Source organism: Flavobacterium sp. GNP001 (genome assembly GCF_054343775.1).
This window is the reverse complement of sequence record NZ_JBTGUX010000001.1, coordinates 1,393,596-1,419,499: the sequence shown is the minus strand read 5'-3', so window position 1 is coordinate 1,419,499 and position 25,904 is coordinate 1,393,596. Positions and strand designations below refer to the sequence as shown.

Sequence of the window (25,904 nt, the reverse complement as noted above, 5' to 3'; positions counted from 1 at the left end):
TAACATTACGTTAAACCTTTTTAAAAATTAACAGTCCAAATAACAAACCTAAATTAAATAATCATGAAGAATTTAACACCATTTGTGCTTTTATGGCTATTTTTCGCATCTTGTAGCGGAGATGATAATCCAAATTCGCCACAAGTACCAACAAATATGTATTTCCCACCCACAAGTTCAAACACTTGGGAAACACAATCTAGCAATAGCTTAGGATGGAATCAGGCCGCGGTAGGACCACTGAAAGATTTTTTGACGCAGAAAAACTCTAAGTCGTTTATGATTTTAGTTAATGGTCGCATCGTTATGGAAGAATATTTTAATGGACACAATGCAACTACTTCATGGGAGTGGAATAGCGCTGGAAAGACTTTAGTGTCAGCTACAACAGGAATCGCACAGCAAGAAAATCTTTTGGATTTAAATAGGCCGGTCTCAAATTATTTAGGTAATTCCTGGACAGCAATGCCTTTAGAAAAAGAACGATTGATTAAAGTTGCTGACCTGTTAAGCATGATATCAGGTAATGATGATACCAAACAATTTGTAATAAAATCCAATATAACCTATGTTGCTGATGCGGGTACAAGATGGGCTTATAGCAATGTTTTTCAAAAATTATTTGATGTTGTTACATCGGCAAGTAATCAAAATTTTGAAACTTATTTCAATTCCAAGCTCAAGAATAAAATAGGAATGGATGGTTTTTGGAATTACGGAACGATATTTACTGTTTATCATAGCACCACGCGAAGCATGGCTCGTTTTGGATTATTGGCCTTAAACAAAGGAAAATGGGAAAATGAAACTATCATCAACGAAACTTTTTTTAACCAAAGCATCACTCCATCGCAAGCAATTAATCCTTCTTATGGATTTTTATGGTGGTTAAACGGAAAAAACAAGTACATGATTCCGAGTGAGCAAACTGTTTATCAAGGCTTCTTAATCCCATCAGCACCAGTAGATATGTATGCTGCAATGGGAGCCAAAGACCAACGTATTTATGTGATTCCGAGCAAAAAAATGGTAGTAATTCGAATGGGCGTAGCATCTGATCCAGATAATACTAATTTTGCAGTATCAGGTTTTGATGAAGAGCTTTGGAAAAAAATAAACGCCATTATTTAATAAATAGATAGCATCAATTTAATGTACCATTACTACATCGTTATCAGTTGAAGTTGTAATGGTATTTTTTATTTTACGTTTTCCAATTAATAAAACAATAAGTGCCAATACTGTTGTTACAGTAATTAGCCATACCATTGGCACTATTGATTTGGTTACAAAAACACCAACTGCAAAGGAGGCCAATGCTCCTAATCCCAATTGAATTGCGCCCATTAATGCCGAAGCACTTCCTGCATTTCGAGTAAAAGGAGCAAGGGTAAGTCCGGCGGTATTCGGATTTGATATTCCTAAACAAGCCAAAAAGAGAAATAATAGGGCAATTGTGCCATACAAATTCAATAAATTATTCATCGCAAAAATTAAAAACAACACGCTAATTCCGGTTTGTACCAATAGCGCGCCTAAAATCATTTGCTCACTTGTAAAACGTTTTAAAAGCACAGAATTTAACTGACTCGCTCCAATAAAACTTAAGGACATAAAGGCAAAAATCCAACCGTACATTTTTGCATCGACGGTATAAATATCCATGAATAAAATGGGAGAAACAGCAACGTAAGTAAATAATCCTGAAAATGCTATTGATCCAGCAAAAGCGTACGTATAAAACTGAGGCTCTTGTAAAATAACCCAAAAATTGGTCAAAATAGGTTTTGGTTTTAAAGAAATTGTTGGATCTGGTTGATAGGAATTTGGTAATCCAAACTGAGCTGCTAATAAAATAAAAATTCCAATCACCATCAAAATTAAAAATACAGTATGCCAACCGTAATCAGCAGTAATGTAACCGCCAACGGTAGGTGCTAGCATAGGAGAGAGTCCTACGACTAACATCAACATTGAAAAGACTTTCGGAATGTCTTTCACAGGAAACAAATCACGAACCATCGAAACAGAAGCTACTGTTGCGGCACAACTTCCTATGGCTTGGATGAATCGTAATCCAATAAAAGTATCAATATCTTGCACAAAAACGCAACCCAATGAAGCCAAAATATAAACTAGTAATCCAATAAACAAAGGTTTTTTTCTACCAAAACGATCCAATAAAGGACCATACAACAATTGCCCCGCCGAAATACCAATAAAGTAACTTGATAATGTCATGGCTACTTTTGCAACCGTAGTTTTTAAATCTATTGCAATGCCAGCAAAACCTGGTAAATACATGTCAATTGAAAAAGGACCTAATGCTGTTAAAGCTCCTAGAATTAAAATTAATTTAGTGTAAGTTCCTTTTTTCATTGCAGTGCCATTCATAATTTTCAAATTTTTGGCAAAGATACGTTTTAAGAATGCCAAAATAGAATTGTAATTTTACAAATAGGAATTGTGAAGCTAGTTTTTAATCAAAAGTAAAACGCCAGATACACAAAGTAAAAAAAGCATACTGTTTTTTAGCACGGCTTCATTGATAAAGGAGTAGACTTTTTTCCCTAAGAATAATGCTAAAACAAAGAAAGGCAACACATAAAGTGCATTGTAACACTGTTGCCAGGTCAAGATTCCTTCAAAAGCAAGTACAGGAATACGCATCAAAGTAATGAGTCCCAGAACACCAAACATAGTAGCACGAACTACTTTAACATCTGGAGTTTGATTTTTAATAATGATCAAATACAATGGTCCGCCGGTTGAAAATACTCCTGAAAAAAAACCACCTAAAAAACCGAAAATGAATTTCATCTTGGTTAATACTTTGATTTCACTTGCTGATTTTAGGCTGTTGAGTACAAATAATAAGATAAAAATACCTAATGCTTTTTTGAGAAAAATAGGCTGACCATAAGCCAAGACAAGAATCCCAATTAGTAATCCAAAAAAAGAAGAAATAAACAATTGTTTCAGTAATTGTTTATTAATTAACCGCCATTCTTTATAAACGTGAAAAGGTGTAGATAGCATGTAAAAAATAGACAAATAACCAATAGCATCAGGCAAAGGCATTACAAAAAGAAGTACGGGCAAAGCAATTAAAGCGCCTGCAAAACCCGTTACGGTTTGAACAAAGAATCCTAAACAAATACCAATCGTGAGCCAAAAAACAGTGTAATCCATTTGGCAAAATTAGATTATAAAACCGTATTTTTTAAAATAGAATCAACGGAAAAAATTATAAATTACCTTTAAAAAATGTAATTTTACGCATTAAACCAAAAATAAAATGGTAGATACGCTAGATTTAAAAATAATAGATTGCTTAAAAGTAAATGCACGAAGATCATTTGTAGAAATTGGAAAACAAGTAGGTCTTTCACCGTCATCAGTGCGAGAACGAGTGCAAAAACTCGAGGAAAATGAAGTTATTACAGGATATCAGGTACAACTCAATCCCGCTAAATTGGGTTTTGGTTTAGAGGTGTTTATCATGTACAAATTATTCAGTGGTAAATTGATGGTTTTTTGTGCGGATTTAGCTTTGTTTCCGGAAATTTATGAAATTCACCGGATCACGGGAACGCATAATATTTTTATGAAAGTAATTCTACGAGATCAAATGCATTTGCAACAATTTATTGACAGACTTTTAGGCTATGGAGAACCAACAACACATTTAATTTTATCTGATTTAAAAGAGATTAAAATTTAGATTACATCTTTTTCTTATTGAAATTAATAACTGATAGTCAAGAAGAAAGAACGATATTTTTAAAATTTTAAACTTTGTTATAGATTCATTTTTTGAAATTTATAAATGAACTATAATTTATATTATGTAAAATAGAAATTTTATCTTGTCATACTAACGATAAATAAATTTAAATATATCTTAATTAAACGAAGCCTAAATTTGAAATAAAAAAAGCATTGCTCTCACAATGCTTTTCTATTCAATAAAAATGATTTTATTTTATGTTGACTACGAAATCCCAATTTTCCCAGCTTAGTACAACAGCATTTTTTTCTACAGTATAAACTAATTTCTCAGTTGTTTTTTTAGAAGCTTTTTGTTTAACTGTCACACGTAATTGATCTTCGGTTTGCTTGTATTTGTAAGCTCCCCATTGTTTAGCTTCTTTATTGAATATGATTACAGATTCTTTTTCTGATGGTAAAACAAAAAATGAATATTTTCCTGCGGGTAATTTAGTACCTTCTACAGTAATTTCCTTATCGGTTTCAAATGTAGTTGCATCATTTGCACCAGCACGCCACACTTGATTAAATGGTACTAATGCACCCCAAATAGCTCTACCATTTACCGATGGGCTACCATAATTAATTGTAATTGTAGCTCCATTAATTTTTCCAGTTACAGATTCTTTTGTACTGGTTGGTTTTCCTTGTGCTGAAGCAACGTTAACAAGTAAAAAACCAATAATTGCAAATTGTATTTGTTTCAATAATTTCATAATAAATTAGTTTAGATTTGAGTTAAAAGTAAAACAACTTTAAATTTTTTTCATGCTATTTACGTTACTTTTATGAAAACATTAAGGATTGTACAAATTATGTGTTTTGCCACAGCCTACCTTGCAGTAGTGTTTTTTAATTTCTTATTTTTACCATCGATTACAACACTTGAACCATTATGAATTCGATAGCTGAACAAATTGCTGATTTTTTAAAAGAATATGCGCCTTTCAATTTTTTGACATTTGAGGAGTTGTCCAATATTGCAACAAATATTCGGGTAGTTAATTTGGAAAAAAATAAATCTCTTTTTCAAATAAATGATGCCTTACATGATAGTTTTTATGTAGTCGCTCAAGGTGTCATCAACTTATCTGTAATTGCTGATGCAGAAGAAACATTGTTGAACAAATGTGGCCCTGGTGATATCTTTGGACTACGTCCGTTTTTTGCTAAGAACAATTATATGATGACTGCTAAAGCCCGCGAAGAATCGTTAGTTTATGCAATTCCCATCGCTACTTTTCGTCCTTTTGTTGCAAATAATTCCGAGGTGCTCAACTATTTATTAGAAAGCTTTGCTGTCAATACCAGAAATCCAAAAGACAAAGAAAATTTAATAGGAAAATTAATTAGTGATAATGTGTTTTATTCTGATCAACAATCAGAAATGCAGTACTTTCAGTCGTTAAATTACAATAGCTCGCCACTAGTTACAAACCGCAGTTCTTCGATTAAAGAAGTTGCTTTGTTAATGACGGAATCCTTAAAAGACAATGCATTGGTGGTCGAAAATAATTGGCCAATTGGCATTGTAACTGATTGTGATATGCGTTCTAAAGTAGCCACCGGTCGCTACGAGCTACATACACCAATAACATCAATAATGTCGTCTCCAGTTATTACAGTGGTAGAAAACATTTCACTTGCCGAAGCGCAACTTGTTATGCTCAAGAATAATGTAACTCATTTGTGCGTGACCCAAGATGGTACAGACAAGTCTGTTATTAAAGGAATTATATCTGAGCACGATTTAATTGCAGCTCAAGCGAACAACGCTGGCGTACTTATAAAAGAAATTAAAAGAGCTCAAAACCCGAAAGAATTAAAGCAAATTAGAAATCGTGTTAGTGATTTAATTCAATCTTCTATTTCAAAAAATATTCCGCTTTCACATGTATTCAACATTACTAGCGAAATTAATCTGGCAATAATTAAAAGAAGTGTAGAACTTTCTATTTTAGATTCAGGCTCTCCTCCTGCCCGTTTTGCATGGTTAAGTATTGGAAGTCAAGGCCGAAAAGAACAGTTGTTGCGTACCGATCAAGATAGCATCATAGTATTTGAAGATGTTGCTCCAGAAAAATACCGAGATATAAAAGATTATTTTCTTCGACTTGGCAAAAAGACTACCGCTACACTTGAAAAAATTGGATTTGACTATTGTCCAAATGGCCACATGGGTAGTAATATACTTTGGTGTAAATCATTGACTGACTGGATAAAACAATATGATAATTGGATGAATACTCCAGGAGAGAATTCAAGTGATTTAAGTAGTATCTTCTTTGATTATGAAATCACTTTTGGTGAACAAAAAATTGAAGATGCAATTAGCGATACTATTTTTAAAAATGCTAAAAACAATGCCTTGTTTTATGATTTTCTGGGAAATGATGCATTGCGAAAAAACTCCCCTTTAACTTTTTTCAAAAATTTTAATTTAGAAGAAGACGGTCCAAATAAAGACAAATTTGATATTAAAACTAAAGCCTTGATGCCATTAATTGACGGCGCACGTTTATTTACCTTAAGTTTTGATATTCGTGGAATTAACAATACGTTTCAACGTTTTAAGCAATTGTCACTTACTGATTCCAAACATGCTGAAATTTATTTAAATTGTGCGGAGGCGTTTTTAACTCTATCGAAATTTAGAACTTTAGAGGGTATAAAAAATGACAACGATGGACAATTCATCAATCTTGAAGAACTTTCAAAAATTGATCGCGAAAAATTAAAAAATGCATTAGCACCGATGCGTGAATTAGAAGAATTGATTAAAAGCAAATTTCAACTTACACAATTTTCATAATTATGTTAGACTGGTTAAAAAATATTAACAAGGAATATCCGGAATTTTGGAAATCTTACAGCTCGAAATTCGATAAAAAATCTTCTCGATATGTCATTTTGTCTACTGAAACAACAGGCTTGAATCCAGAAAAAGACGTGATATTGTCGTTGGGTGCTTTTGCTGTCAAAGATAACGCAGTGCACATTGGTGATAATTTTGAAAGTTATCTAACTCAGTACAAGTTTTTACATGATAACGGCTTGACAAACGAATTCATGATGGAAAGTACTATCAAAAAAAGTAGCGAACCACAAGCCATTCAATCTTTTATAGAATATATTGAAAACGCTATTTTAGTTGGCCATCACATTGATTTTGACGTGGCCATTATCAACGAGGCCTTAGAGCGAATGGGATGCGGTAGACTAAAAAATGAAGCTTTAGATGTAGATGTGATGCACCGCAAGCTAAATGATATTAATGATAAAGAAACTTCTCTTGATACTCTTTGCGAATTGTATCACGTTCCCATTAGCGATCGCAATTCAGCCGCTGACGATGCGTACAAAACGGCACTCCTATTTTTGAAATTAAAATCAAAGTTAAAGATCAAGTAGGAAGTTTAAACTATACAATTTTCATCTAGCATTACGGCTTGCCAAAATTTTCCATGATGAGTAACTGAAATTGGGTAATCAAAACCTGATTCTTCATTTGGAATAAAAGGTAGACCTTCTTTTTTAAATATTTTATGGTCTTGTTTTAATTCGATAACTGCTGAAAAATAATTAGGATCAGTAACGGCAATTGTGTAGATTTTGTCATTGTCAATCACTGTTTTAGTAAAAAAGTTTTTATCCTCAAAATTTACCTTTCCATAATCAATTGTATCAATTGAACACTCAAATTCTATCGGATTAAAAACTCTGATTCCTGTTTCTCGATTGAAAATTTTATACGCAGATTCTTTCTGAGACCAAAGTTTCCAAACCATTTGCTCTTGGTCTTTGGCAGTTTCGATATAAAATTGCTCTTTAACAGAAAAAATTTTATTCAAAAACCCGGGCCGTTGCCAGTTACTCTCTGTGCGCGCCACGCTCAAATCGATTACATCGTTCCCAATCACATTTTCTTATTTTGCAATTAATCTCGTGCTGCTAATTTTTCCTCAATGATTGACAATGCTGCTTTTACAGTTAACATTTTTTCCATCGATTCATTATCAATAATAATATTGTATTTTTCTTCGATGTCTAAAACAACATCTACTAAGTTAGCAGAGTTAATCTTTAAATCTGCAATGAAATCAGTTTCTTCAGTTAAGTTTTCAAATGCCTCGTTGTTAGCAATATAAGGTTTTATAATTGCTTTTAGTTCGATTATGGTTTGTTCCTTATTCATTTTTTTATTTTTTTCTCCACTAAAGTAGTAAAGATTATTGATCATTCGTACTTTTTAAAAATGATACATGCATTTACATCGCCAAAGCCAAAACTAGCTTTTATTGCATATTGCATATTTTTTTCTAGCATTGCTTTTGGTATTTTTTCCTCGTCAATGAGCGCTGTAATTTCAGGATGTAAATCGGTGCAATTTAAATTCGGAAAAACAAAACCTTCATGCAATTGCAAAACAGTAGCTACGCTCTCAATACTACCTGCTGCTGACAAGCAATGTCCAACCATTCCTTTGAGTGAATTTATAAATGGAAAATCTTTCCCTTTCCGATTCAAGGCTTTCGTCCAATTTTCAATTTCCAAACTGTCCTTTGAAGTTGCAGTTAAATGTCCGTTTATTAAATTGATATCATTTGCTTCGATATTTGCATCCTCTAAAGCATCTGTAATGCACTTTTGAACAGCAACCGCATTTGGTGCAGTCATGGTTCCTGTACCTCGTTGTCCGCCAGAATTACAACTTCCTCCCAAAATTTCGGCGTAAATGGTAGCGCCACGTGCTAATGCACTTTCTAAATCTTCCAAAACTAAAGCCCCAGCACCACTTCCTGGCACAAACCCTGATGCTGTTGCTGATAATGGTCGCGAACCTGCTTCAGGATCTTGATTGTGTTTAAAAGTGCATACTTTCATAGCATCAAAACCGCCCCAAATATAAGGACCTGAATCACTCGTACTGCCAGCTAACATGCGTTTTGCTTTATCTGATTTGATACGTTCAAAAGCCATCAGAATTGCCTCGGTACCAGTTGTACAAGCAGATGAATTGGTTGTCACTTGATTTCCTAAACCTAATTTTCCGCCAAGATAGGCACTCACACCGCTATTCATGGTTTGAGCAACTGCTGTGCTCCCCAATCGGCGGGTTTGTAAATCGTCTATTTTATAAATGCTTTCGCGAAATTTATCAATTCCCGATGTTCCTGTTCCAAAAATAGTTCCGCTATCCCAATCAGGATTTTCATTGATTTCCATAAGTAAACCAGCATTTTTCCAAGCCTCAATACCAGCGATTACTCCGTACAGAATTCCACTAGAATTAAAATTACGCAATTCAAGTTCCGTGAAATATTGCAATGCGAGTTCATTAGAAACAGAAGGTTTCCCCGCAATTTGACATGAAAACTGGAGGCGTTCCAATTCTGGATCGTGCTTAATGCCCGAAATTCCGTTTTTGATGGCATTTGTAAACGCATCAAGTCCAACCCCATTTGGAGCAACAACACCTAGACCTGTGATAACAACTCTCTTTTTCATTTATTTGGAAATTATCATTCCTGCAATTGTTCCTCTACAAACTTCTTCTTCTTTTTCATTTATCATAAGGACTTGACATTTCAATTTTCCGAATCTAAAATATATTTTTTCTGAAATAATAATCACTTTTTCATTAGGAAAAACAGGTTTTAAAAAATCTATTTCTGTTGATGTTAAGCCTATTGAAGTGCTTTTGTTAAATGAATCATCTAACAAAAAAATACCTAAGCAAACCAATCCAATTTGCGCCATAACTTCGATTAAAATAACGCCCGGAGTAACAGGATTATTCACAAAATGACCTTTATAAAACTCTAAATTTTCATCAAATCTAAAAGTTCCTTTGACACCATTTTCATCAATATTCAGAATTTTATCTACAAAGAGAAAAGGTTTTGAATACGGAAGTTTGGCTAAAATTTCATCGTTTTTCATTGGGCTTTTCTTTTTTAAAATTGCAACAAAATACGTTGCGCTGAAAATCCAGGACCAAAACTCAACATTAAACCCTTCTCCCCTTTTGCAGGCTGCGCATCCATAATTTGCTCTAAAACATATAAAACGGTAGCACTTGACATGTTACCGTATTGTTTCAATACCTCTTTTGTAGCGTCAATATTTTTGCCCAATCCTAAAAATAATTCTTCTACTGTTTGAATAATTTTTTTTCCACCAGGATGAAAAATTAGATGATCGATTTCATTGATTTGAAAGTTATTTTTCTCCAAAAAAGGATGAATGATTGCGGGAAAATGTGATGCGATAGTTTCAGGAACTTCGATATCTAAAACCATTTGCAAACCAGAATTGGTCAGTTTAAATCCCATCATATGAATGTTATCATAAAAATGATACATCTCATCGGCAATGATTTCTGGTCCCTCATCATCTCCGTGTGAAGATAACAATACGCAAGCAGCTCCATCACCAAAAATGGCAGCACTCACAATATTAGCCATGGAGTAATCATCCAGTTGAAATGTAGCTGTTGGACTCTCAACGGCAATAACAGCCGCGCGCTTGCCAGGATTGGCTTGCAAGAAATTTTTAGCATAAATCATTCCTGAGATTCCGGCAGCACACCCCATTTCAGTAACTGGCAGACGAACAATATCTTGGCGCAAATGCAAAGAGTTTATCAAATAGGCATCAAGAGAGGGAATCATAATACCGGTGCAACTCACCGTAATGATATAATCTAAATCCTTTGGGAGCCAATTTGCCTTTTTTAGGGCTTTATCGAGTACTTTTTCGCCTAATTGTATGACTTCACGAATGTAAATATCATTGCGTTCCTCAAATGAAGTTTTGGTAAAAACTTCAATAGGATCCATGATAGAATATCGCTTATCAACAGCAGCGCCTTCAAAAATTTTCTTTACTTTTCTTATAAATCGATCGTCCTGACCAAGGAGCCAAGCATCTAAAAAAGGCAAAATTTCTGCAGTTGTTCTTGAATATTGTGGTAGCTGCTTAGCAACTGTTTTTATTTTTACACTCATTTTTTGGTAATTATCCATTGGTATCGAAACGCCCATTTCCAGCGAATCGTATCGTTTTTAAAATTAAGCTTTTTCGAAAATTCTACTAAATCTTCTTTTTTAAATCCGCGTAATATTGAAGTTAAGCCATCTTCTCGCGACATAGCATTCAATTGAAATACAAAACACAAAGCCTGAAATAATCGATAAGCGACAACACTTCGATGCAAATCGTTGATGACAACACCCAAGCGAGCTTGTTCATAAAACACAGCTAATAGCCTTTCTATTTCCTGATCTTTGAAATGATGTAAAGTCAAAGTGCACAAAACAATGTCACATTTTATTTCAGCAAATGATGGACTAAAAATATCCAAGCATTCGTAACTTATATTTGAAAAGTTTTTAGATAAATTTTGTGCATGATTAATCGTAAATGCATTCGCATCAATTCCTATTAATCGGAATTTAAAATTATTTTTTTTTCCAAAATCGGCTAAAAATCGCAACATGTCACCATTGCCACAGCCCACATCAACGATAACAATTTCTTTTTCCGAAGCAGTACTTTTTAATAGTTTTTCCACTCCTTTTAAAGTAAGTGCGTTTCCTCCTAGAAGTTGGTTGATGGATGCAATTTTGTCCAAAGCATCTCGAAGTATTTCACCCTCAAGTGCAAAATCATCCATGATTTCCGCTTCTTCTGTTCTGTATTTTGTTTGTATCAATTGTTATACGGTTTTACCATGAGTTTGTTTGATTATTAATGGCAGTAAAAACGGAAAGAAAGCAAAAATTTGAAGTAAAAAATTCGCAACTTTAGTTTTTTGCAACACAAAGCCGAGTATTCGACCCATTAACAAACGAGATTTAAAATTTTTATTCCACTCGTTTTTATAACGTTGTTCCATTGTTTCTCTTGTACAATTACCTTTTAAAAAATTGTGAACTTGTTCTGAGGCAATTTTTGCACTATGTATGGCCATTGCCATTCCGTTACCACAAAGCGGATGAATCAATCCTGCAGCATCGCCAATCATTAGCATGTGGTTTTCTACACATTTTTTCTTGACAAATGATACTTGACTAATGGTGATTGGTTTTTCAAATTGACAAATAGCTTGTTGAAAGATAGTCTTTAATAATGGATTTTTCTCTACCCATATTTTTTGATAGTCATTTAAAGAAGGAAATTGTTTAAAAGAAGTGTCGGTTGCCAAATAACAAATATTTACTAAACCATCTTCAACGCGAGAAACGCCGCAATAACCGCCTTCAAAATGATGTAAACCCACCAAATTATCAGGAAAATCAACTCGGTAATGGGCTTTCACTCCTAACCAAATATCTTCATTTTTTCGAGAGAAAACCCTAGTTAATTTATTATCTAAACTTGATCTTTTGCCAAAGGCTCCTAATACAATATCTGCTGAAAATATTTCGCCGTTAGTTTGTACAATGAATTGATTGTTTGTAAACTGTACATCGGTGACAGTATCTTTATAAACCGTACAACCTAATTGCTTTGCGTATTGACAAAGATAATTATCGAGTAACTTTCGACTAACACCAAAACCACCTAAAGGTAAATTAGTATACAAGCTTTTTCCGGATTTCAATGAAAAATGCAACTTAGTAATGTTTGATGGCTGCAGAGAATCGATGTCTATCTGTAAAGACTGTAAATACGATAGAATTTCATTAGAAATGTATTCCCCACAAACTTTGTGTTTGGGATAATCATTTTTTTCTAAAAGCACCACTTGATGATTTTTCAGTCGAAGATCAATAGCCGAAACTAAACCTGCTAAACCACCACCTATAATTACAACTGTTGCTTTTTTCATATAAGGTAAATTTACTCATTTAAGTTCTTAAATGCGTGACAAATCATCTTAAAAACAAATATAATTTTGCAGGAAACTATAAAAATTTTAGATTTGTTAGATGGTAATTAAAAACATTGTTGCACAGATAGTTATATGTACCTTACTCCTTTTTTTTATCGCTTACTTTAGCGCTGGTATTGTATTGAATGCAAATTCGGTAGTTTATACCAAACCATTTATAATTCCATTATTCGTTTTTTATGTTTGGCTAAAACATCGAAAAAAGCTCCATACTCTTTTTTATTGGTATAGTTTTTTCTTCTACATCAACGAAGTCTTATTGCTATTTTGGCAATATTCAAATCTTGTATATGAGCTTGGGTTAATAGCCTCTTTTTGCGGTTATTTATGTTTGTGTTACATGGGGTATTTGTGTGTTAGCAAACGAAAAAATAGTTCGTTTTCAGAAGGGTATAAATTACTTATTGTCCTAATTAACTGCATGTTTTTACTATCTGTTTTCTACTTTCTAAAGTCAATTATTCCAGAAAAACTCCTTGGTGTAATTATATTTTTTAATAGTCTTTCAGCCATTTCTTTAGGTGTTATAGCTATCTTGTATTTATCACAAGTAACTTCACAAAAAAGTTATTTTTACTTTTTTGGCGCTTTCTGTCTGATAATAGCTGATGTTTTCGCTGCTATAGTTACCTATTATTTTGATGATATGATATTAAACACCTTTGATAGAGTACTTCACTTTGGCGCTTTTTACTTGATTTACAAATTTGTAAGCGTTTCAAAAAAAAAGGCTAAAAACAACTTAAGTCTTTAGCCTTCTCTATTTTATAGTTTTCCTTCTTTAATTTCATCTACAATTTCGGGATTCAAAAGTGTAGTAATGTCTCCAAAGTTCGAATAATCTCCTTCGGCTATTTTTCGTAAAATACGCCTCATGATTTTTCCAGATCGCGTTTTTGGCAAACCAGAAACAAATTGAATTTTATCCAACTTGGCAATAGGACCAATATGGTCTGAAATATGTTGGTTGATTTCTTTACTTAAATTTTCTTTATTTCGCGTTTCACCGGTTTCTTTTAAAATTACAAAACCGTACAATGCATTTCCTTTAATATCATGCGGGAACCCAACAATAGCTGATTCAGCTACTGCAGGATGCTCATTAATTGCATCCTCAATTGGAGCTGTCCCCAAATTATGCCCCGATACAATAACCACATCATCTACTCGACCTGTAATTCTGTAATATCCTACTTCGTCACGTAAAGCACCATCACCAGTAAAAAACTTACCTGGAAATGCAGAGAAATAGGTGTCTTTATATCTTTGATGATCGCCCCAAATTGTTCTGGCAATTCCCGGCCAAGGAAACTTAATACACAAGCTACCAACGACTTGATTGCCTTCAATTTCGTTGCGTTTATCATCCATCAATACCGCTTGCACTCCAGGAAGTGGCAAGGTCGCATAAGTTGGTTTTGTAGGCGTTACAAAAGCAATTGGCGCAATCATAATTCCACCAGTTTCTGTTTGCCACCAAGTATCTACAACAGGGCAACGCTTATCGCCTACGTGGTCATTGTACCAATGCCAAGCTTCTTCATTAATTGGTTCTCCGACAGAACCAATTACCTTCAAGGATTTTAAAGGATATTTTTGAACAAATTCGATTTTTTCCTTTGCCAAAGCACGAATTGCAGTTGGCGCTGTGTAAAACTGAGTAATTTTATGTTTTTCAATTACATCCCAAAAACGACTAAAATCTGGATACGAGGGAATTCCTTCAAATAATACCGTTGTAGCTCCGTTTAAAAGTGGGCCGTATAAAATATAAGAATGTCCTGTTATCCAACCAATATCAGCGGTACACCAAAATATATCAGTGTCTTCGTAATTAAAAACGTTTTTAAAAGTATAAGCGGTATACACCATATAACCTGCTGTAGTATGCACCATTCCTTTTGGTTTTCCGGTTGAACCAGAAGTGTACAAAATGAATAGCGGATCTTCGGCATCCATGATTTCTGCAACATTATTATCTGAAGCTTCATCTAAAAGAGGTTGCAACCATTGATCGCGTCCCTCTTGCATTTTTACATCAGTGTGAGTTCTTTTGGCGACTAAAACTTTTTCAACCGAATTACATTTATCAAGAGCATCATCAATAATTCCTTTTAGATCAATTGTTTTGTTTCCTCTAAATCCACCATCGGAAGTAATTACCATTTTACAAGAGCTGTCGTTGATACGACTCGCCACTGCCGATGCAGAAAAACCTGCGAAAACTACGGAATGAATTGCACCAATTCGGGCGCAAGCTAAAACCGAAACAGCCAACTCAGGAATCATTGGTAAATAGATGCAAACTCGATCTCCTTTTTTGATCCCTTGTTCGCGTAAAACATTGGCCATTTTGCAAACTCTTTGGTGTAATTCGGTATATGAAATATGTAGAGCCTCCTCGGATGGATCATTTGGTTCAAAAATAATAGCCGTTTTATCCCCTCTTTTCGCTAAGTGCCTGTCGATACAATTTTTTACAATATTAACTTTAGCCTCGGTAAACCATTTAATATCGGCTTCGGCCATATTAAATTCGACCACTTTATCCCATTGCTGGTACCAAGTAAAATTTTCTTCTGCTATTTTGCCCCAAAATTTTCTAGGTTCGCGTACTGATTTATTGTAGTGTTTGAAGTATTGTTCTAGATTATCAATTTTGTAGTAACTCATAGTTTAATTTTTTATAAAAGTATTAAATCTGCGGCTACTGAGAAAATTATTTAAACCATAAATACTGCCAAAAAAAAGCCAAACTGAAAAATTTTGATTGATTTTATTACAAATACAGCGGTTTTAATTGTTTTTGTAGCCAAACTCAAAGATACAAAAAGGCGCAAAAGAAAAAATCTTCGCGCCTCTTACCAAACAAAAATATATAAAAAACAATTAAAATATTTTTTAAAACCCTTTTCTACAATTATCGAAATCAATTTACAAAAGGATTTATTACCACCTTATAGATAAGTTAGATTTTTAGATCTTTCTTTTGATTAATTATGGGATTACCTCACTTAACTTTGAAAAAAATCAAAGCTAAGTGAATGTAAAAGCATCCATACCTGTCGATCATTGTAACACTTTTTAACTAACTCAAGACATTATGAAATCAAATGATATAGTGCCAATCCCGCCACATCCTCATATGTGGTAACTCATTATTTATTTAACTTATTTTTTTCATGGCAGTCATAGAAGCACGAAGCCATTCCCCAACTTCTTCAATCGGATGCTGTCTGATGGTTTTATTTACTGCAATCAGTACGCTATTATCAACTCCGTTTGAAGTTGCAAATGGTTTACCAATTACATTTGTTTTTACGGTTTTCATAAAATCAATCAATAATGGTTTGCAAGCGTGATCAAATAAATAACAACCATATTCTGCTGTATCAGAAATGATTCTGTTCATTTCATATAATTTTTTTCTAGCAACAGTATTTGCAATCAAAGGCAATTCATGCAATGATTCGTAATAAGCTGACTCTTCAATAATTCCAGATTCGGTCATGGTTTCAAAAGCCAATTCTACTCCCGCCTTTACCATGGCAATTAGTAAAGTACCGTGATCAAAATATTCTTGCTCAGAAATGTGAGCTGCAGTTGGAGCTGTTTTTTCAAAATTAGTTTGAGCAGTTGCCGCTCTCCAAGTTAAAAGATTTATATCATCATTTGCCCAATCAATCATCATGTTTTTTGAAAATTCACCAGAGATAATGTCATCCATGTGCTTTTGAAATAACGGACGCATGATTTCCTTTAATTCATCGGCTAAACGAAATGCTTCAATTTTAGCAGGATTCGAAAGGCGATCCATCATGTTTGTAATTCCACCGTGTTTTAGAGCTTCAGTAATGGTTTCCCAACCGTACTGAATTAGTTTGGATGCATAAGCAGGCTCAATTCCTTCTTCGACCATTTTATCAAAACACAAAATAGATCCGGTCTGCAACATACCACACAAAATAGTTTGTTCGCCCATTAAATCAGACTTTACTTCCGCAACGAAAGAAGAAAGCAAAACCCCTGCTCTATGACCGCCAGTGGCTACTGCATAGGCTTTGGCTTGGGCTAAACCTACATTTTCTGGATCGTTTTCAGGATGTACTGCAATTAAAGTTGGAACTCCAAAACCTCTTTTGTACTCTTCACGTACCTCTGATCCTGGACATTTTGGAGCACACATAATTACTGTGATATCCTTACGAATTTGCATTCCTTCCTCTACAATATTAAAACCATGTGAATACGCCAAAGTAGCACCCTTTTTCATCAAAGGCATAATGGCAGTTACTACAGCTGTGTGTTGTTTATCTGGTGTTAAATTGCAAACCAAATCAGCAGTAGGTATTAATTCTTCGTAGGTTCCAACTGTAAAACCGTGATCGAAAGCGTTGTTAAAAGAGGCTCTTTTTTCTGCAATTGCATCCGCACGCAAGGCATATGAAATGTCTAAACCGGAGTCTCTCATGTTTAAGCCTTGGTTTAAACCTTGGGCTCCACACCCCACAATAACAACCTTTTTACCAGCCAATGCATTGATTCCATCTGAAAATTCAGATTGGTCCATAAATTCGCAAACGCCTAATTGTTCTAATTGTAATCGAAGTGGTAGTGAATTGAAATAATTTGCCATTTTGTATTTTTTAGGAAAGTATAGTTTTAGTTTTTAATCTTTTTTTTAGTTTATTGCTACAGTTGCTCGAGCAAAGAAGAAATTTGCATTTTTTCTTTAGAGACTGAAATTCGGCCTGACCGAACAAATTGCATGATTCCAAAAGGACGAAGCTTTTCGTATAAATCTTGAATTTCAGCACGCTGTCCTGATTTTGAAATCACAAAAAAATCGCGTGCTACAGTTACAATTTCAGAATGACTTTCTTTGATTATATTTTGAATTTGTTTTTCGTCAAAAAGTAAACTTGACTCTATTTTGAAAAGCGCATTTTCAAGAAAAATCGTTTCTTCGTCAATGTGATAAAACGCTTTGATTACTTCTATTTGTTTTTCAATTTGACCTACAATATTATGTACCCATTTTTCAGTAGTGTTTACCACGATGATAAATCGAGACACGTTTTCAATTTCTGATTCAGATACGTTCAGACTTAAAATATTGATGTGGCGTTTTAAGAATATACCTGATATTCTATTCAATAAACCCACGTTGTTCTCTGAATATACGGAGATGGTAAATGTTTTATTTTCCATTTTAATTTTTGTTTAAAGTTTTATGTTTAAGGTATAAAAGCTGAATGAAATTATTTTGAAGTTCCAAAACTTTACACCTTAAACTTTAAACTGTTTTTATGACAAACGAATGTCCGATACCGATGCTCCTGTTGGGATCATTGGGAATACATTATTTTCTTTTTCGACCATCACTTCTAAGAAATAGGAATCAGGTGATGCTAACATTTCTGCTACAGCGCTATCCAAATCTTCTCTTTTTGTTACTTTTTTCGCTTTGATGTAGTAGCCTTCGGCAATAGCTATAAAATTTGGATTGATCATTTCGGTAGAAGCGTATCTTTTGTCAAAAAACAATTGCTGCCACTGACGCACCATTCCTAAAAACTCATTGTTCAAAACCACAATTTTAACTGGAACTTTGGTTTGGAAAATGGTTCCTAATTCTTGAATGGTCATTTGAAAACCACCATCACCAATTATAGCTACTACTTCACGATTTGGCATTCCCATTTTAGCTCCAATTGCTGCTGGCAAAGCAAATCCCATCGTTCCTAAACCACCGGATGTGACATTACTTTTGGTAGTATTGAATTTCCCGTAACGACAAGCAAACATCTGGTGTTGCCCCACATCCGACACTAAGATGGCGTCTCCTTTAGAATGTTTATTTATCATTTCGATAGTTTCACCCATTGAAATTCCTTCCTTTTTGGGTTGCAACTCCTCATTTATGACAGCTTCTAATTCAATTTCATATTTAGATTTAAATTCATTGTGCCAAGAATCATGCGTGTTGTTTTCAATAAGAGGTAGCAAGGCGGTTAAAGATTCTTTCAAATCAGCTACAACGGCTACATCTGTTTTTACGTTTTTATCCACTTCCGCTGGATCAATTTCAAAATGAATTATTTTAGCTTGTTTGGCATATGTGGCAAGGTTTCCTGTTACGCGGTCATCAAAACGCATTCCGAGAGCAATCAACACATCACATTCATTTGTGAGTACATTGGGTCCGTAATTGCCATGCATACCTACCATTCCTACATTGAGTGGATGCGCGGTAGGCAATGCTGATAAACCTAAAATAGTCCATGCAGCTGGAATACCTGATTTTTCTACCAAAGCTTTTAATTCGGCTTCGGCTTGGCTCAAAATGACACCTTGACCCCAAATAATAAAAGGCTTTTTAGCGTTATTAATTAGAGCTGCAGCTTCTTGAACCTTATTTATATTAAGGATTGGTTTGGGATGATAACTTCGAATACTTGTACATTTTTTGTAACTGAAATCCATTTCATCAAATTGCGCATTTTTGGTAATATCAATTAAAACTGGTCCAGGACGGCCCGATTTAGCGATGTAAAATGCTTTCGCTATTATTTCTGGGATTTCAGATGCTTCAGTAATTTGGTAATTCCATTTGGTAACAGGAGTTGAAATTCCGATGATATCAGTTTCTTGAAATGCATCCGAACCCAATAAATGTTTACCAACTTGGCCTGTGATGCAAACCATTGGAGTCGAATCGATTTGAGCATCAGCAATTCCAGTAACTAAATTGGTGGCTCCAGGACCAGAAGTTGCAATTGCAACGCCTACTTTGCCAGTTGCACGAGCATATCCTTGTGCAGCATGTGTAGCTCCTTGCTCATGACGCACTAATACGTGATGTAATTCGTCTTTAAATTTGTATAGCTCATCATAAACCGGCATGATTGCTCCGCCAGGATAACCGTAAATTACATCTACGCCTTCTTCAAGTAAGCATTTTATAACGGCTTCTGCGCCAGATATTTTATTATTTCCCATTTTCTATTTTTATTTAGCCGCTGCCTCTTGTAAATTTACCTAGCAGTAGCAATTTCAATATCAATTTCAAAATTTGTGGTAAATACAATTAATTTTTTAGACTATTGATTTTGCCTTTTTGAAATTTTTATTGGTTTTTATTTATCGGTCACGCAACCTGTTGAGGCGCTTGAAACCGAGCGAATATATTTTAGTAAAACACCTTTTTTAATGGGCGTTTCTGGTTGTTTCCATTGTGATTTTCGATTTGCAAACTCTTCATCAGAAATTTTAAGATTGATTGTGTTTTTGACTGCATCAATGGTGATAATATCTCCATTTTGAACTAGCGCAATTCCGCCACCATCATAAGCTTCGGGAGTAATATGTCCAACCACAAAACCGTGCGAACCACCAGAAAATCTGCCATCTGTAATCAAAGCAACACTTTTTCCTAAACCAGCACCCATGATTGCAGAGGTTGGTTTTAGCATTTCAGGCATTCCTGGCCCACCTTTAGGTCCGCAATACCTAATGACGACCACATTTCCGGGTTTAACCTCCCCATTTCGGACACCTTTTATAACATCATGTTCATTTTCAAAAACAATAGCATCGCCTTCGAAATACTCACCTTCGTTACCGCTAATTTTAGCTACACAGCCTTCAGAAGCTAGATTTCCATATAAAATTTGAATATTTCCAGTGATTTTTAATGCTTTCTGGATTTCATGAATTACCTCTTGACCGTCATTTAAGTCAGCTACAGACGCTAAGTTTTCGGCTAAAGTTTTACCTGTAACCGTCAAGCAATTTCCGTGTAAAAGACCTTCTTTTAGCAAATATTTCATAACAGCTGGCACTCCGCCCACGGCATGAAGGTCTTCCATAAGGTATTTACCGCTAGGTTTTAAGTCGGCTAGCAAAGGCGTTTTGTCACTAATTCTTTGAAAATCATCCAAAGTAATTTCGATATCAACCGAGTGCGCCATTGCGATTAAGTGCATTACCGCATTGGTTGAACCTCCTAAAACTGCCACCATCGTAATGGCGTTTTCAAAGGCTTCGCGCGTCATGATATCTTTAGGTTTGATATCTTTTTCTAACAAAATTTTAATGGCTTTTCCGGCATCAAGACATTCTTGCTTTTTTTCTGGGCTTAAAGCTGGATTCGACGAGCTGTAGGGTAAACTCATTCCCAAAGCTTCGATGGCTGAGGACATGGTGTTTGCGGTATACATTCCGCCACAAGCACCCGCACTAGGACAGGAATTTTGAATTACACCTTTGAAATCCTCAGGTGAAATCGTATTGTTAAACTTTTTGCCAAGGGCTTCAAAAGCCGATACAATATTTAGCGATTCTCCTTTCCATTTTCCAGAATGGATGCTACCACCATAGACCATAATCGAAGGACGATTGAGTCGACCCATTGCAATAACTGAACCTGGCATATTTTTATCGCAACCCGGAATGGCAATTAGTCCGTCATACCATTGTGCTCCCACAACTGTTTCGATAGAGTCAGCAATTACATCTCGAGACACCAATGAAAAACGCATTCCATCTGTACCATTTGACATACCATCACTTACTCCGATTGTATTAAAAATCAATCCTACTAAATCTTCTTGCCAAACGCCAGTTTTAATATCTTTTGCTAAATCATTTAAATGCATGTTACACGGATTTCCTTCGTAACCCATGCTAACTATACCCACTTGGGCTTTATTCAAATCAGCTTCGGTTAAACCAATTCCGTACAACATGGCTTGCGCTGCAGGTTGTGTTTCATCTTGAGTAATCGTTTTGCTGTATTTATTTAATTCCATTATTGATGTTTCGTTTTTGAAAATAGTTTTTGTTTGTTTTAAACTATGGTTGACTGACCGATATACACGTTATCGCTTTTAAAATACAAGTCGTCTTTGCTAAGAATATAATTGGCAATAAAATCGCCTACTTCATTGGTACCGAATTTAGAATATGGATTCAAATCAGCTGTTACCACGTTTAGTTCAATTGCTTTTTGCACCGCTTCGTACACTTTTAAAGATTCGGCATGCAAGCCAAAGTGTTCTAATAACATTGCTGCTGAAATAATTGAGGCAATAGGATTGGCAATGTTTTTATTTTTTCCTTCTGGAAAAGAGCCATGAATGGGTTCAAAAAGCGCCGACGAACTTCCTAAAGATGCTGATGGTAATAAACCGATTGCGCCGGTAATCACACTAGCTTCGTCAGATAAAATATCTCCAAATAAATTTTCAGTTAAAATGACATCAAATTGTGTTGGATTGATGATAATTTGCATCGCAGCAGCATCTGCTAGTAAAAATTCTAAAACTACGTCAGGATACCCCTCTGAAAGTTCAGTTACCACCTTGCGCCATAAACGCGAGGTTTCTAATATATTTGCCTTGTCAACTAAGGTTAATTTTTTCTTTCTTTTCTGTGCAATTCGAAAAGCTAAATGACTGATTCGGATAATTTCCTCTTCAGAGTATTCGCAAAGATCAGAGGCAAAAGTGCCAGTTTCATTGCTTTTTTTCTCACTAAAATACGATCCGCCAGACAATTCTCTAAAAATAATAAAATCAGCTCCTTCTATAATTTTTCGTTTCAACGGAGACAAATCAAGCAAATCAGCATACGGTTTCACAGGTCGTATGTTGGCATAAAGACCAAGTGCTTGACGCAAGTTCAATACCCCTTGAATTGGTCTTACCGCAGTATTTGGCACCGTATCATCAACTGCTCCAAATAATACAGCATCCGTATTCAAACACAAGTTTAATGTTTGCTGTGGTAACGGAATTCCCGTTTTTTCAATAGCGATAGCTCCAATCAAAGCATCTTCAAAAACAAACTCATGATCATACACTACTCCTATCGCGTATAATGCTTTCTTGGCTTGGGTTATAACTTCAGGACCAATTCCGTCGCCTGCAAGCGCTGCTATTTTTAAATTCATATTACTTTTATTTTGAGTTGGGGACTATCTTAATTTAAGACCAATTCTTTTTTTATTTTACAAACCTCAATGATTTGATGAATGTCTTGATCAACTACTTCTTTTTTAATATCCGCAAATTTTAAAAACTCGACATAGACAATATCTAATTGTATTTTGGTCAATTCATAACCTACTTTTTTTGCTCGGTAAGCCAATGCTGCTCTACCGCTACGTGCTGTTAAAACAATTGATGATTCATTAACGCCTACTTCAAGTGGGTCCATGATTTCATAAGTAGCTCTATTTTTTATAACACCATCTTGATGAATTCCTGAGCTGTGTGCAAATGCGTTGGCACCTACAATTGCTTTATTAGGCTGCACCATCATTCCCATACTTTCACTAACCAATCGACTCATTTCGTTCAATTGTCGAGTATTAATATTGGTATCTAAATTTAAATACGGATGCTGTTTAAAAATCATTACCACTTCTTCAAGTGCCGTATTTCCTGCTCGCTCTCCTATCCCGTTGATAGTACATTCTATTTGTCTTGCCCCATTTATAGCTCCTGCGATGGAATTAGCAGTTGCCAAACCTAAATCATTATGACAATGACACGATAAAACCACATTTTCAATACCTTTTACATTTTCTTTGAGGTATTTAATTTTTGCACCATACTCTTCTGGCAAACAATACCCAGTTGTATCTGGAATATTTAACACGGTAGCACCTGATTTAATAACCTCTTCACAGACTCGTGCTAAAAATTCATTATTGGTTCTTCCAGCATCTTCCGCGTAAAACTCTACATCTTCTACGTAGGATTTGGCATGAGCTACAGCAGCTTTGGCACGCAGAATAATATCTTCTTTGGTAGTATTTAATTTATGAAAAATATGCGAATCAGAAGTTCCAATACCGGTATGAATTCTAGGTCTTTTGGCGTATTGAAGTGCTTGTGCCGCTACATCAATATCATTTTTCACAGCGCGAGTTAATCCGCAAACAACTGCATTTTGCACAACTTTACTAATCTCTGAAACGGATAAAAAATCACCAGGACTCGATACTGGAAAACCAGCTTCAATAATGTCTACACCCATTTCGTCAAGCCTTGCGGCAATAACTAATTTCTGTTTCGTGTCAAGCTTACATCCAGGCACTTGTTCGCCATCTCTTAAAGTGGTATCAAAAATTTGAACTTTCTCTCTATTCATTTTCATTTATTTAATGTACTTTGCACAACTTGAAACAAAAATATCTTTCATTGGTGGGATAGAAAACACAATTTCTTGAATTATACTGCTTATAAGTAATGTTTTAATCTATTAAATCGCTGATTTACAAATACATAAACCCTTTTATTCTACAATGGCTAACCATCAAAAAGATTTTTTATTTGTACTGATAAAGTCGCTTTCGAAGTCAGAAAAAAGACAATTTAAAATTTTCGCTAGCCGATTAGAAACTAGTTCGAATACCAAATTCATTGAGCTATTTAACATTTTAGACAAGTCAGAAACTTATGATGAAAAACTGATTTTAAAAAGTGGAAGTATCAAAAAAGTGCAATTGTCAAATCTTAAATCCTATTTGTATAAACAGATTTTAGTGAGTATTCGGTTGAATATTCCGAGTCAAAATATGCGCTACCAATTGCGAGAGCAAATTGATTTTGCCACTATTTTGTATAACAAAGGTTTGTACAAGCAAAGTTTGAAAATCTTGGATAAAACCAAAATTCTGGCCTTGGAGAACGATGAAAAGTTAATGGCCTATGAAATCGTAGAATTTGAAAAACTGATCGAGTCGCAATATATTACTAGAAGTATACAAGGCCGTGCGGATGAATTAGTGGTACAAGCAAAAGAGTTAAATTATCGCAATACCATTTCTAGTAAATTATCAAACTTATCGCTGCAGCTATATGGTATCATGCTCAAAACCGGTTATGTAAAAACCGATGCAGAGTATACCTATATTGATGACTACTTTAAAAAACATACCGCTAAGCTCGATGAAAAGAAATTTGGTTTTCGAGAGAAATACTGGTTTTACAATGCTAATTTGTGGCGTAGTTTTTTGGTTCAAGATTTTTTGTCTTGTTATAAATATGCCTTAAAATGGGTGACTTTGTTTTATGAAAATCCAAGTATGATCTACTTGAATCCAGTTTTTTTCTTAAAAGGGAATCATTACTTACTGGAATCTTTGTATATGTTGAAGTACAAAACCAAGTTCAAAAAATATCTTGAATTGCTAGAGGAAACCATTAAAGATTCTCGATTTCCTGTAAATGACAATATAGCTAGTTTGTCCTTTTTATATGTGTATAATAACAAACTGAATTTGCACATTTTGGAGGGTACTTTTACCGAAAGTGAGTATTTGATTCCAGAAGTATTGCATAAATTGAAAATGCACACCGATCACCTTGACGAACATCACGAAATGTTGTTTTACTATAAATTTGCCTCTATTTATTTTGGAAACGAAAAATACGCTGAATGCATTTTTTATCTAGAAAAAATTATCAATAATAGAAATCTAAGCATGCGCGAAGACTTAATGTGTTTTGCGCGTATACTGTGTTTGATTGCACATTATGAACTGGGGAAAGATTACTACTTAGAAAATCAGCTCAAAAACACCTACAAGTTTTTGCTTAAAATGAATGATTTGCATGAAGTACAAAAAGAAATTATCAAATTCTTGAAAAACTTAAACTCAATTTATCCGACAGATATCAAGAAAGAATTTATTAAGATGCGAACTCGTTTTATTGAGTTAGAACAAAACACTTATGAAAAACGCGCCTTTTTATATCTCGATATCATTTCTTGGCTAGAAAGTAAAATAGAAAATCGCAAGATTAGCGTCATAATAAAAGAAAAAGCCCAACAGGCCAATCGTTAAACAAGAAAAGGAGGCTAAATGCCTCCTTCTTTTACTCTATCTCTTTGCGACCGCGCATAATATCTTCATAACTGGAACATTTAACGAACTCTTGTTCTCCATCAATAAGCATTGGTAAATAAATGAATTCTACCTCCGACAAATCTTCTTTCAAATAAAAAGCCATATCATCTAATTTATAAAACCATTCTTTGTCAAATTGTACTTTATTTATCGTGGCATCTTTGACTAATAATTTTTCGTTAAGCGGCTTCATGACTACGTTTTTATTTTTTTCCAAAAATAGAAACATCATTTTGTTGCTACAAATACAAATGAATTTTTTTAGAAAAAATGCACAACAATAAAAAGATTGGAATGTAAAAACTTATCATT

25 protein-coding genes are annotated in these 25,904 nt (G+C 34.5%); 7 read left to right on the top strand and 18 right to left on the bottom strand.

All coding sequences use genetic code 11. From position 1 onward, the window contains the following. The first annotated feature begins 63 nt into the window (after window positions 1–63). Window positions 64–1,131: a serine hydrolase domain-containing protein gene (locus ACXX8U_RS06020; RefSeq protein ID WP_458565057.1), complete on the top strand. Its 1,068-nt coding sequence runs from the start codon at window positions 64–66 to the stop codon at window positions 1,129–1,131. A gap of 18 nt (window positions 1,132–1,149) precedes the next feature. On the opposite strand, the gene ACXX8U_RS06015 is transcribed toward ACXX8U_RS06020, so the two are convergent. After that, complete coding sequence (locus ACXX8U_RS06015; protein WP_458565056.1) at window positions 1,150–2,394, bottom strand: multidrug effflux MFS transporter; 1,245 nt, start codon at window positions 2,392–2,394, stop codon at window positions 1,150–1,152. A gap of 78 nt (window positions 2,395–2,472) precedes the next feature. Beyond that, on the bottom strand, window positions 2,473–3,192 hold the full coding sequence (locus tag ACXX8U_RS06010; RefSeq protein ID WP_458565055.1) for a sulfite exporter TauE/SafE family protein: 720 nt from the start codon (window positions 3,190–3,192) through the stop codon (window positions 2,473–2,475). Window positions 3,193–3,298: 106 nt separating this feature from the next. On the opposite strand from ACXX8U_RS06010, the gene ACXX8U_RS06005 reads away from it, so the two are divergent. Continuing rightward, window positions 3,299–3,724, top strand: a complete 426-nt coding sequence (locus tag ACXX8U_RS06005; protein WP_458565054.1) for an Lrp/AsnC family transcriptional regulator — start codon at window positions 3,299–3,301, stop codon at window positions 3,722–3,724. 256 nt (window positions 3,725–3,980) lie between these two features. Here the strand turns inward: ACXX8U_RS06005 and ACXX8U_RS06000 are convergent, their stop codons facing one another. Further along, a complete protein-coding gene (locus ACXX8U_RS06000; RefSeq protein WP_210789594.1) occupies window positions 3,981–4,487 on the bottom strand; it encodes a DUF2911 domain-containing protein in 507 nt (168 codons plus the stop codon). Between the two features lie 179 nt (window positions 4,488–4,666). Between ACXX8U_RS06000 and ACXX8U_RS05995 the strand changes: the two genes are divergently transcribed. Both ACXX8U_RS05995 and ACXX8U_RS05990 read left to right on the top strand, forming a co-directional pair. Next, entirely contained in the window at window positions 4,667–6,583 is a 1,917-nt protein-coding gene (locus ACXX8U_RS05995; RefSeq protein WP_458565053.1) for a DUF294 nucleotidyltransferase-like domain-containing protein, read from the top strand. 2 nt (window positions 6,584–6,585) lie between these two features. Beyond that, complete coding sequence (locus ACXX8U_RS05990) at window positions 6,586–7,182, top strand: 3'-5' exonuclease (protein WP_458565052.1); 597 nt, start codon at window positions 6,586–6,588, stop codon at window positions 7,180–7,182. Between the two features lie 5 nt (window positions 7,183–7,187). Here ACXX8U_RS05990 and ACXX8U_RS05985 read toward each other — a convergent pair whose 3' ends face one another. From ACXX8U_RS05985 to ACXX8U_RS05955, 7 genes are read right to left on the bottom strand one after another with little or no spacing between them, the layout of a single operon-like run. After that, the gene (locus ACXX8U_RS05985) at window positions 7,188–7,691 is read right to left on the bottom strand and encodes a 4'-phosphopantetheinyl transferase family protein (protein ID WP_458565051.1); all 504 of its coding nucleotides are present in this window, start codon (window positions 7,689–7,691) and stop codon (window positions 7,188–7,190) included. Window positions 7,692–7,708: 17 nt separating this feature from the next. Next, window positions 7,709–7,966, bottom strand: coding sequence for an acyl carrier protein (locus ACXX8U_RS05980; protein ID WP_458566391.1), 258 nt, complete (start codon window positions 7,964–7,966; stop codon window positions 7,709–7,711). 41 nt (window positions 7,967–8,007) lie between these two features. Next, the gene (locus tag ACXX8U_RS05975; protein ID WP_458565050.1) at window positions 8,008–9,279 is read right to left on the bottom strand and encodes a beta-ketoacyl-[acyl-carrier-protein] synthase family protein; all 1,272 of its coding nucleotides are present in this window, start codon (window positions 9,277–9,279) and stop codon (window positions 8,008–8,010) included. Beyond that, complete coding sequence (locus ACXX8U_RS05970) at window positions 9,280–9,714, bottom strand: 3-hydroxyacyl-ACP dehydratase FabZ family protein (RefSeq protein WP_458565049.1); 435 nt, start codon at window positions 9,712–9,714, stop codon at window positions 9,280–9,282. A 14-nt stretch (window positions 9,715–9,728) separates the two neighbouring features. Beyond that, window positions 9,729–10,781 (bottom strand): type III polyketide synthase, encoded by a 1,053-nt coding sequence (locus tag ACXX8U_RS05965; protein ID WP_458565048.1) that lies wholly within the window; start codon window positions 10,779–10,781, stop codon window positions 9,729–9,731. Continuing rightward, window positions 10,778–11,449 (bottom strand): methyltransferase domain-containing protein, encoded by a 672-nt coding sequence (locus tag ACXX8U_RS05960; RefSeq protein WP_458566390.1) that lies wholly within the window; start codon window positions 11,447–11,449, stop codon window positions 10,778–10,780. Before ACXX8U_RS05960 ends, ACXX8U_RS05965 begins: the two co-directional genes overlap by 4 nt. Before the next feature lie 42 nt (window positions 11,450–11,491). Continuing rightward, complete coding sequence (locus ACXX8U_RS05955) at window positions 11,492–12,607, bottom strand: NAD(P)/FAD-dependent oxidoreductase (protein WP_458565047.1); 1,116 nt, start codon at window positions 12,605–12,607, stop codon at window positions 11,492–11,494. Between the two features lie 484 nt (window positions 12,608–13,091). Here ACXX8U_RS05955 and ACXX8U_RS05950 point away from each other — a divergent pair, with 484 nt between their 5' ends. Continuing rightward, a complete protein-coding gene (locus ACXX8U_RS05950; protein WP_458565046.1) occupies window positions 13,092–13,424 on the top strand; it encodes a hypothetical protein in 333 nt (110 codons plus the stop codon). 11 nt (window positions 13,425–13,435) lie between these two features. Here the strand turns inward: ACXX8U_RS05950 and acs are convergent, their stop codons facing one another. After that, complete coding sequence (gene acs / locus ACXX8U_RS05945) at window positions 13,436–15,343, bottom strand: acetate--CoA ligase (RefSeq protein WP_458565045.1); 1,908 nt, start codon at window positions 15,341–15,343, stop codon at window positions 13,436–13,438. A 93-nt stretch (window positions 15,344–15,436) separates the two neighbouring features. Here acs and ACXX8U_RS05940 point away from each other — a divergent pair, with 93 nt between their 5' ends. Next, window positions 15,437–15,637: a hypothetical protein gene (locus tag ACXX8U_RS05940; RefSeq protein WP_458565044.1), complete on the top strand. Its 201-nt coding sequence runs from the start codon at window positions 15,437–15,439 to the stop codon at window positions 15,635–15,637. 199 nt (window positions 15,638–15,836) lie between these two features. On the opposite strand, the gene ilvC is transcribed toward ACXX8U_RS05940, so the two are convergent. The 6 genes from ilvC to ACXX8U_RS05910 all read right to left on the bottom strand — a co-directional run bounded on the left by ilvC (window position 15,837) and on the right by ACXX8U_RS05910 (window position 23,830). After that, window positions 15,837–17,306 (bottom strand): ketol-acid reductoisomerase, encoded by a 1,470-nt coding sequence (ilvC, locus tag ACXX8U_RS05935; protein ID WP_458565043.1) that lies wholly within the window; start codon window positions 17,304–17,306, stop codon window positions 15,837–15,839. 56 nt (window positions 17,307–17,362) lie between these two features. After that, complete coding sequence (gene ilvN / locus ACXX8U_RS05930; protein WP_458565042.1) at window positions 17,363–17,881, bottom strand: acetolactate synthase small subunit; 519 nt, start codon at window positions 17,879–17,881, stop codon at window positions 17,363–17,365. A gap of 96 nt (window positions 17,882–17,977) precedes the next feature. Further along, entirely contained in the window at window positions 17,978–19,672 is a 1,695-nt protein-coding gene (ilvB, locus tag ACXX8U_RS05925) for a biosynthetic-type acetolactate synthase large subunit (RefSeq protein ID WP_458565041.1), read from the bottom strand. Window positions 19,673–19,809: 137 nt separating this feature from the next. Beyond that, window positions 19,810–21,483, bottom strand: coding sequence for a dihydroxy-acid dehydratase (gene ilvD, locus ACXX8U_RS05920; RefSeq protein ID WP_458565040.1), 1,674 nt, complete (start codon window positions 21,481–21,483; stop codon window positions 19,810–19,812). A gap of 38 nt (window positions 21,484–21,521) precedes the next feature. Continuing rightward, window positions 21,522–22,625, bottom strand: a complete 1,104-nt coding sequence (leuB, locus tag ACXX8U_RS05915; protein ID WP_458565039.1) for a 3-isopropylmalate dehydrogenase — start codon at window positions 22,623–22,625, stop codon at window positions 21,522–21,524. 29 nt (window positions 22,626–22,654) lie between these two features. After that, window positions 22,655–23,830 (bottom strand): 2-isopropylmalate synthase, encoded by a 1,176-nt coding sequence (locus ACXX8U_RS05910; protein ID WP_458565038.1) that lies wholly within the window; start codon window positions 23,828–23,830, stop codon window positions 22,655–22,657. A 154-nt stretch (window positions 23,831–23,984) separates the two neighbouring features. Between ACXX8U_RS05910 and ACXX8U_RS05905 the strand changes: the two genes are divergently transcribed. Next, window positions 23,985–25,529, top strand: coding sequence for a hypothetical protein (locus tag ACXX8U_RS05905; protein ID WP_458565037.1), 1,545 nt, complete (start codon window positions 23,985–23,987; stop codon window positions 25,527–25,529). 31 nt (window positions 25,530–25,560) lie between these two features. Here the strand turns inward: ACXX8U_RS05905 and ACXX8U_RS05900 are convergent, their stop codons facing one another. Continuing rightward, a complete protein-coding gene (locus tag ACXX8U_RS05900; RefSeq protein ID WP_314838772.1) occupies window positions 25,561–25,785 on the bottom strand; it encodes a hypothetical protein in 225 nt (74 codons plus the stop codon). Window positions 25,786–25,904: the final 119 nt, after the last annotated feature.

Bases quoted from the DNA above. Each gene is read 5' to 3' on its own strand.
- ACXX8U_RS05965 (WP_458565048.1), bottom strand. From the start codon at position 10,781: ATGAGTGTAAAAATAAAAACAGTTGCTAAGCAGCTACCACAATATTCA.
- ACXX8U_RS06015 (WP_458565056.1), bottom strand. From the start codon at position 2,394: ATGAATGGCACTGCAATGAAAAAAGGAACTTACACTAAATTAATTTTA.
- ilvN (WP_458565042.1), bottom strand. From the start codon at position 17,881: ATGGAAAATAAAACATTTACCATCTCCGTATATTCAGAGAACAACGTG.
- ACXX8U_RS05975 (WP_458565050.1), bottom strand. From the start codon at position 9,279: ATGAAAAAGAGAGTTGTTATCACAGGTCTAGGTGTTGTTGCTCCAAAT.
- ACXX8U_RS05995 (WP_458565053.1), top strand. From the start codon at position 4,667: ATGAATTCGATAGCTGAACAAATTGCTGATTTTTTAAAAGAATATGCG.
- ACXX8U_RS05970 (WP_458565049.1), bottom strand. From the start codon at position 9,714: ATGAAAAACGATGAAATTTTAGCCAAACTTCCGTATTCAAAACCTTTT.
- ACXX8U_RS06020 (WP_458565057.1), top strand. From the start codon at position 64: ATGAAGAATTTAACACCATTTGTGCTTTTATGGCTATTTTTCGCATCT.
- ACXX8U_RS06005 (WP_458565054.1), top strand. From the start codon at position 3,299: ATGGTAGATACGCTAGATTTAAAAATAATAGATTGCTTAAAAGTAAAT.
- ACXX8U_RS06000 (WP_210789594.1), bottom strand. From the start codon at position 4,487: ATGAAATTATTGAAACAAATACAATTTGCAATTATTGGTTTTTTACTT.
- ACXX8U_RS05980 (WP_458566391.1), bottom strand. From the start codon at position 7,966: ATGAATAAGGAACAAACCATAATCGAACTAAAAGCAATTATAAAACCT.
- ilvD (WP_458565040.1), bottom strand. From the start codon at position 21,483: ATGGAATTAAATAAATACAGCAAAACGATTACTCAAGATGAAACACAA.
- ACXX8U_RS05900 (WP_314838772.1), bottom strand. From the start codon at position 25,785: ATGAAGCCGCTTAACGAAAAATTATTAGTCAAAGATGCCACGATAAAT.
- ilvB (WP_458565041.1), bottom strand. From the start codon at position 19,672: ATGGGAAATAATAAAATATCTGGCGCAGAAGCCGTTATAAAATGCTTA.
- ACXX8U_RS05950 (WP_458565046.1), top strand. From the start codon at position 13,092: ATGTTTTTACTATCTGTTTTCTACTTTCTAAAGTCAATTATTCCAGAA.
- ilvC (WP_458565043.1), bottom strand. From the start codon at position 17,306: ATGGCAAATTATTTCAATTCACTACCACTTCGATTACAATTAGAACAA.
- ACXX8U_RS05910 (WP_458565038.1), bottom strand. From the start codon at position 23,830: ATGAATAGAGAGAAAGTTCAAATTTTTGATACCACTTTAAGAGATGGC.
- acs (WP_458565045.1), bottom strand. From the start codon at position 15,343: ATGAGTTACTACAAAATTGATAATCTAGAACAATACTTCAAACACTAC.
- leuB (WP_458565039.1), bottom strand. From the start codon at position 22,625: ATGAATTTAAAAATAGCAGCGCTTGCAGGCGACGGAATTGGTCCTGAA.
- ACXX8U_RS05960 (WP_458566390.1), bottom strand. From the start codon at position 11,449: ATGGATGATTTTGCACTTGAGGGTGAAATACTTCGAGATGCTTTGGAC.
- ACXX8U_RS05990 (WP_458565052.1), top strand. From the start codon at position 6,586: ATGTTAGACTGGTTAAAAAATATTAACAAGGAATATCCGGAATTTTGG.
- ACXX8U_RS05955 (WP_458565047.1), bottom strand. From the start codon at position 12,607: ATGAAAAAAGCAACAGTTGTAATTATAGGTGGTGGTTTAGCAGGTTTA.
- ACXX8U_RS06010 (WP_458565055.1), bottom strand. From the start codon at position 3,192: ATGGATTACACTGTTTTTTGGCTCACGATTGGTATTTGTTTAGGATTC.
- ACXX8U_RS05905 (WP_458565037.1), top strand. From the start codon at position 23,985: ATGGCTAACCATCAAAAAGATTTTTTATTTGTACTGATAAAGTCGCTT.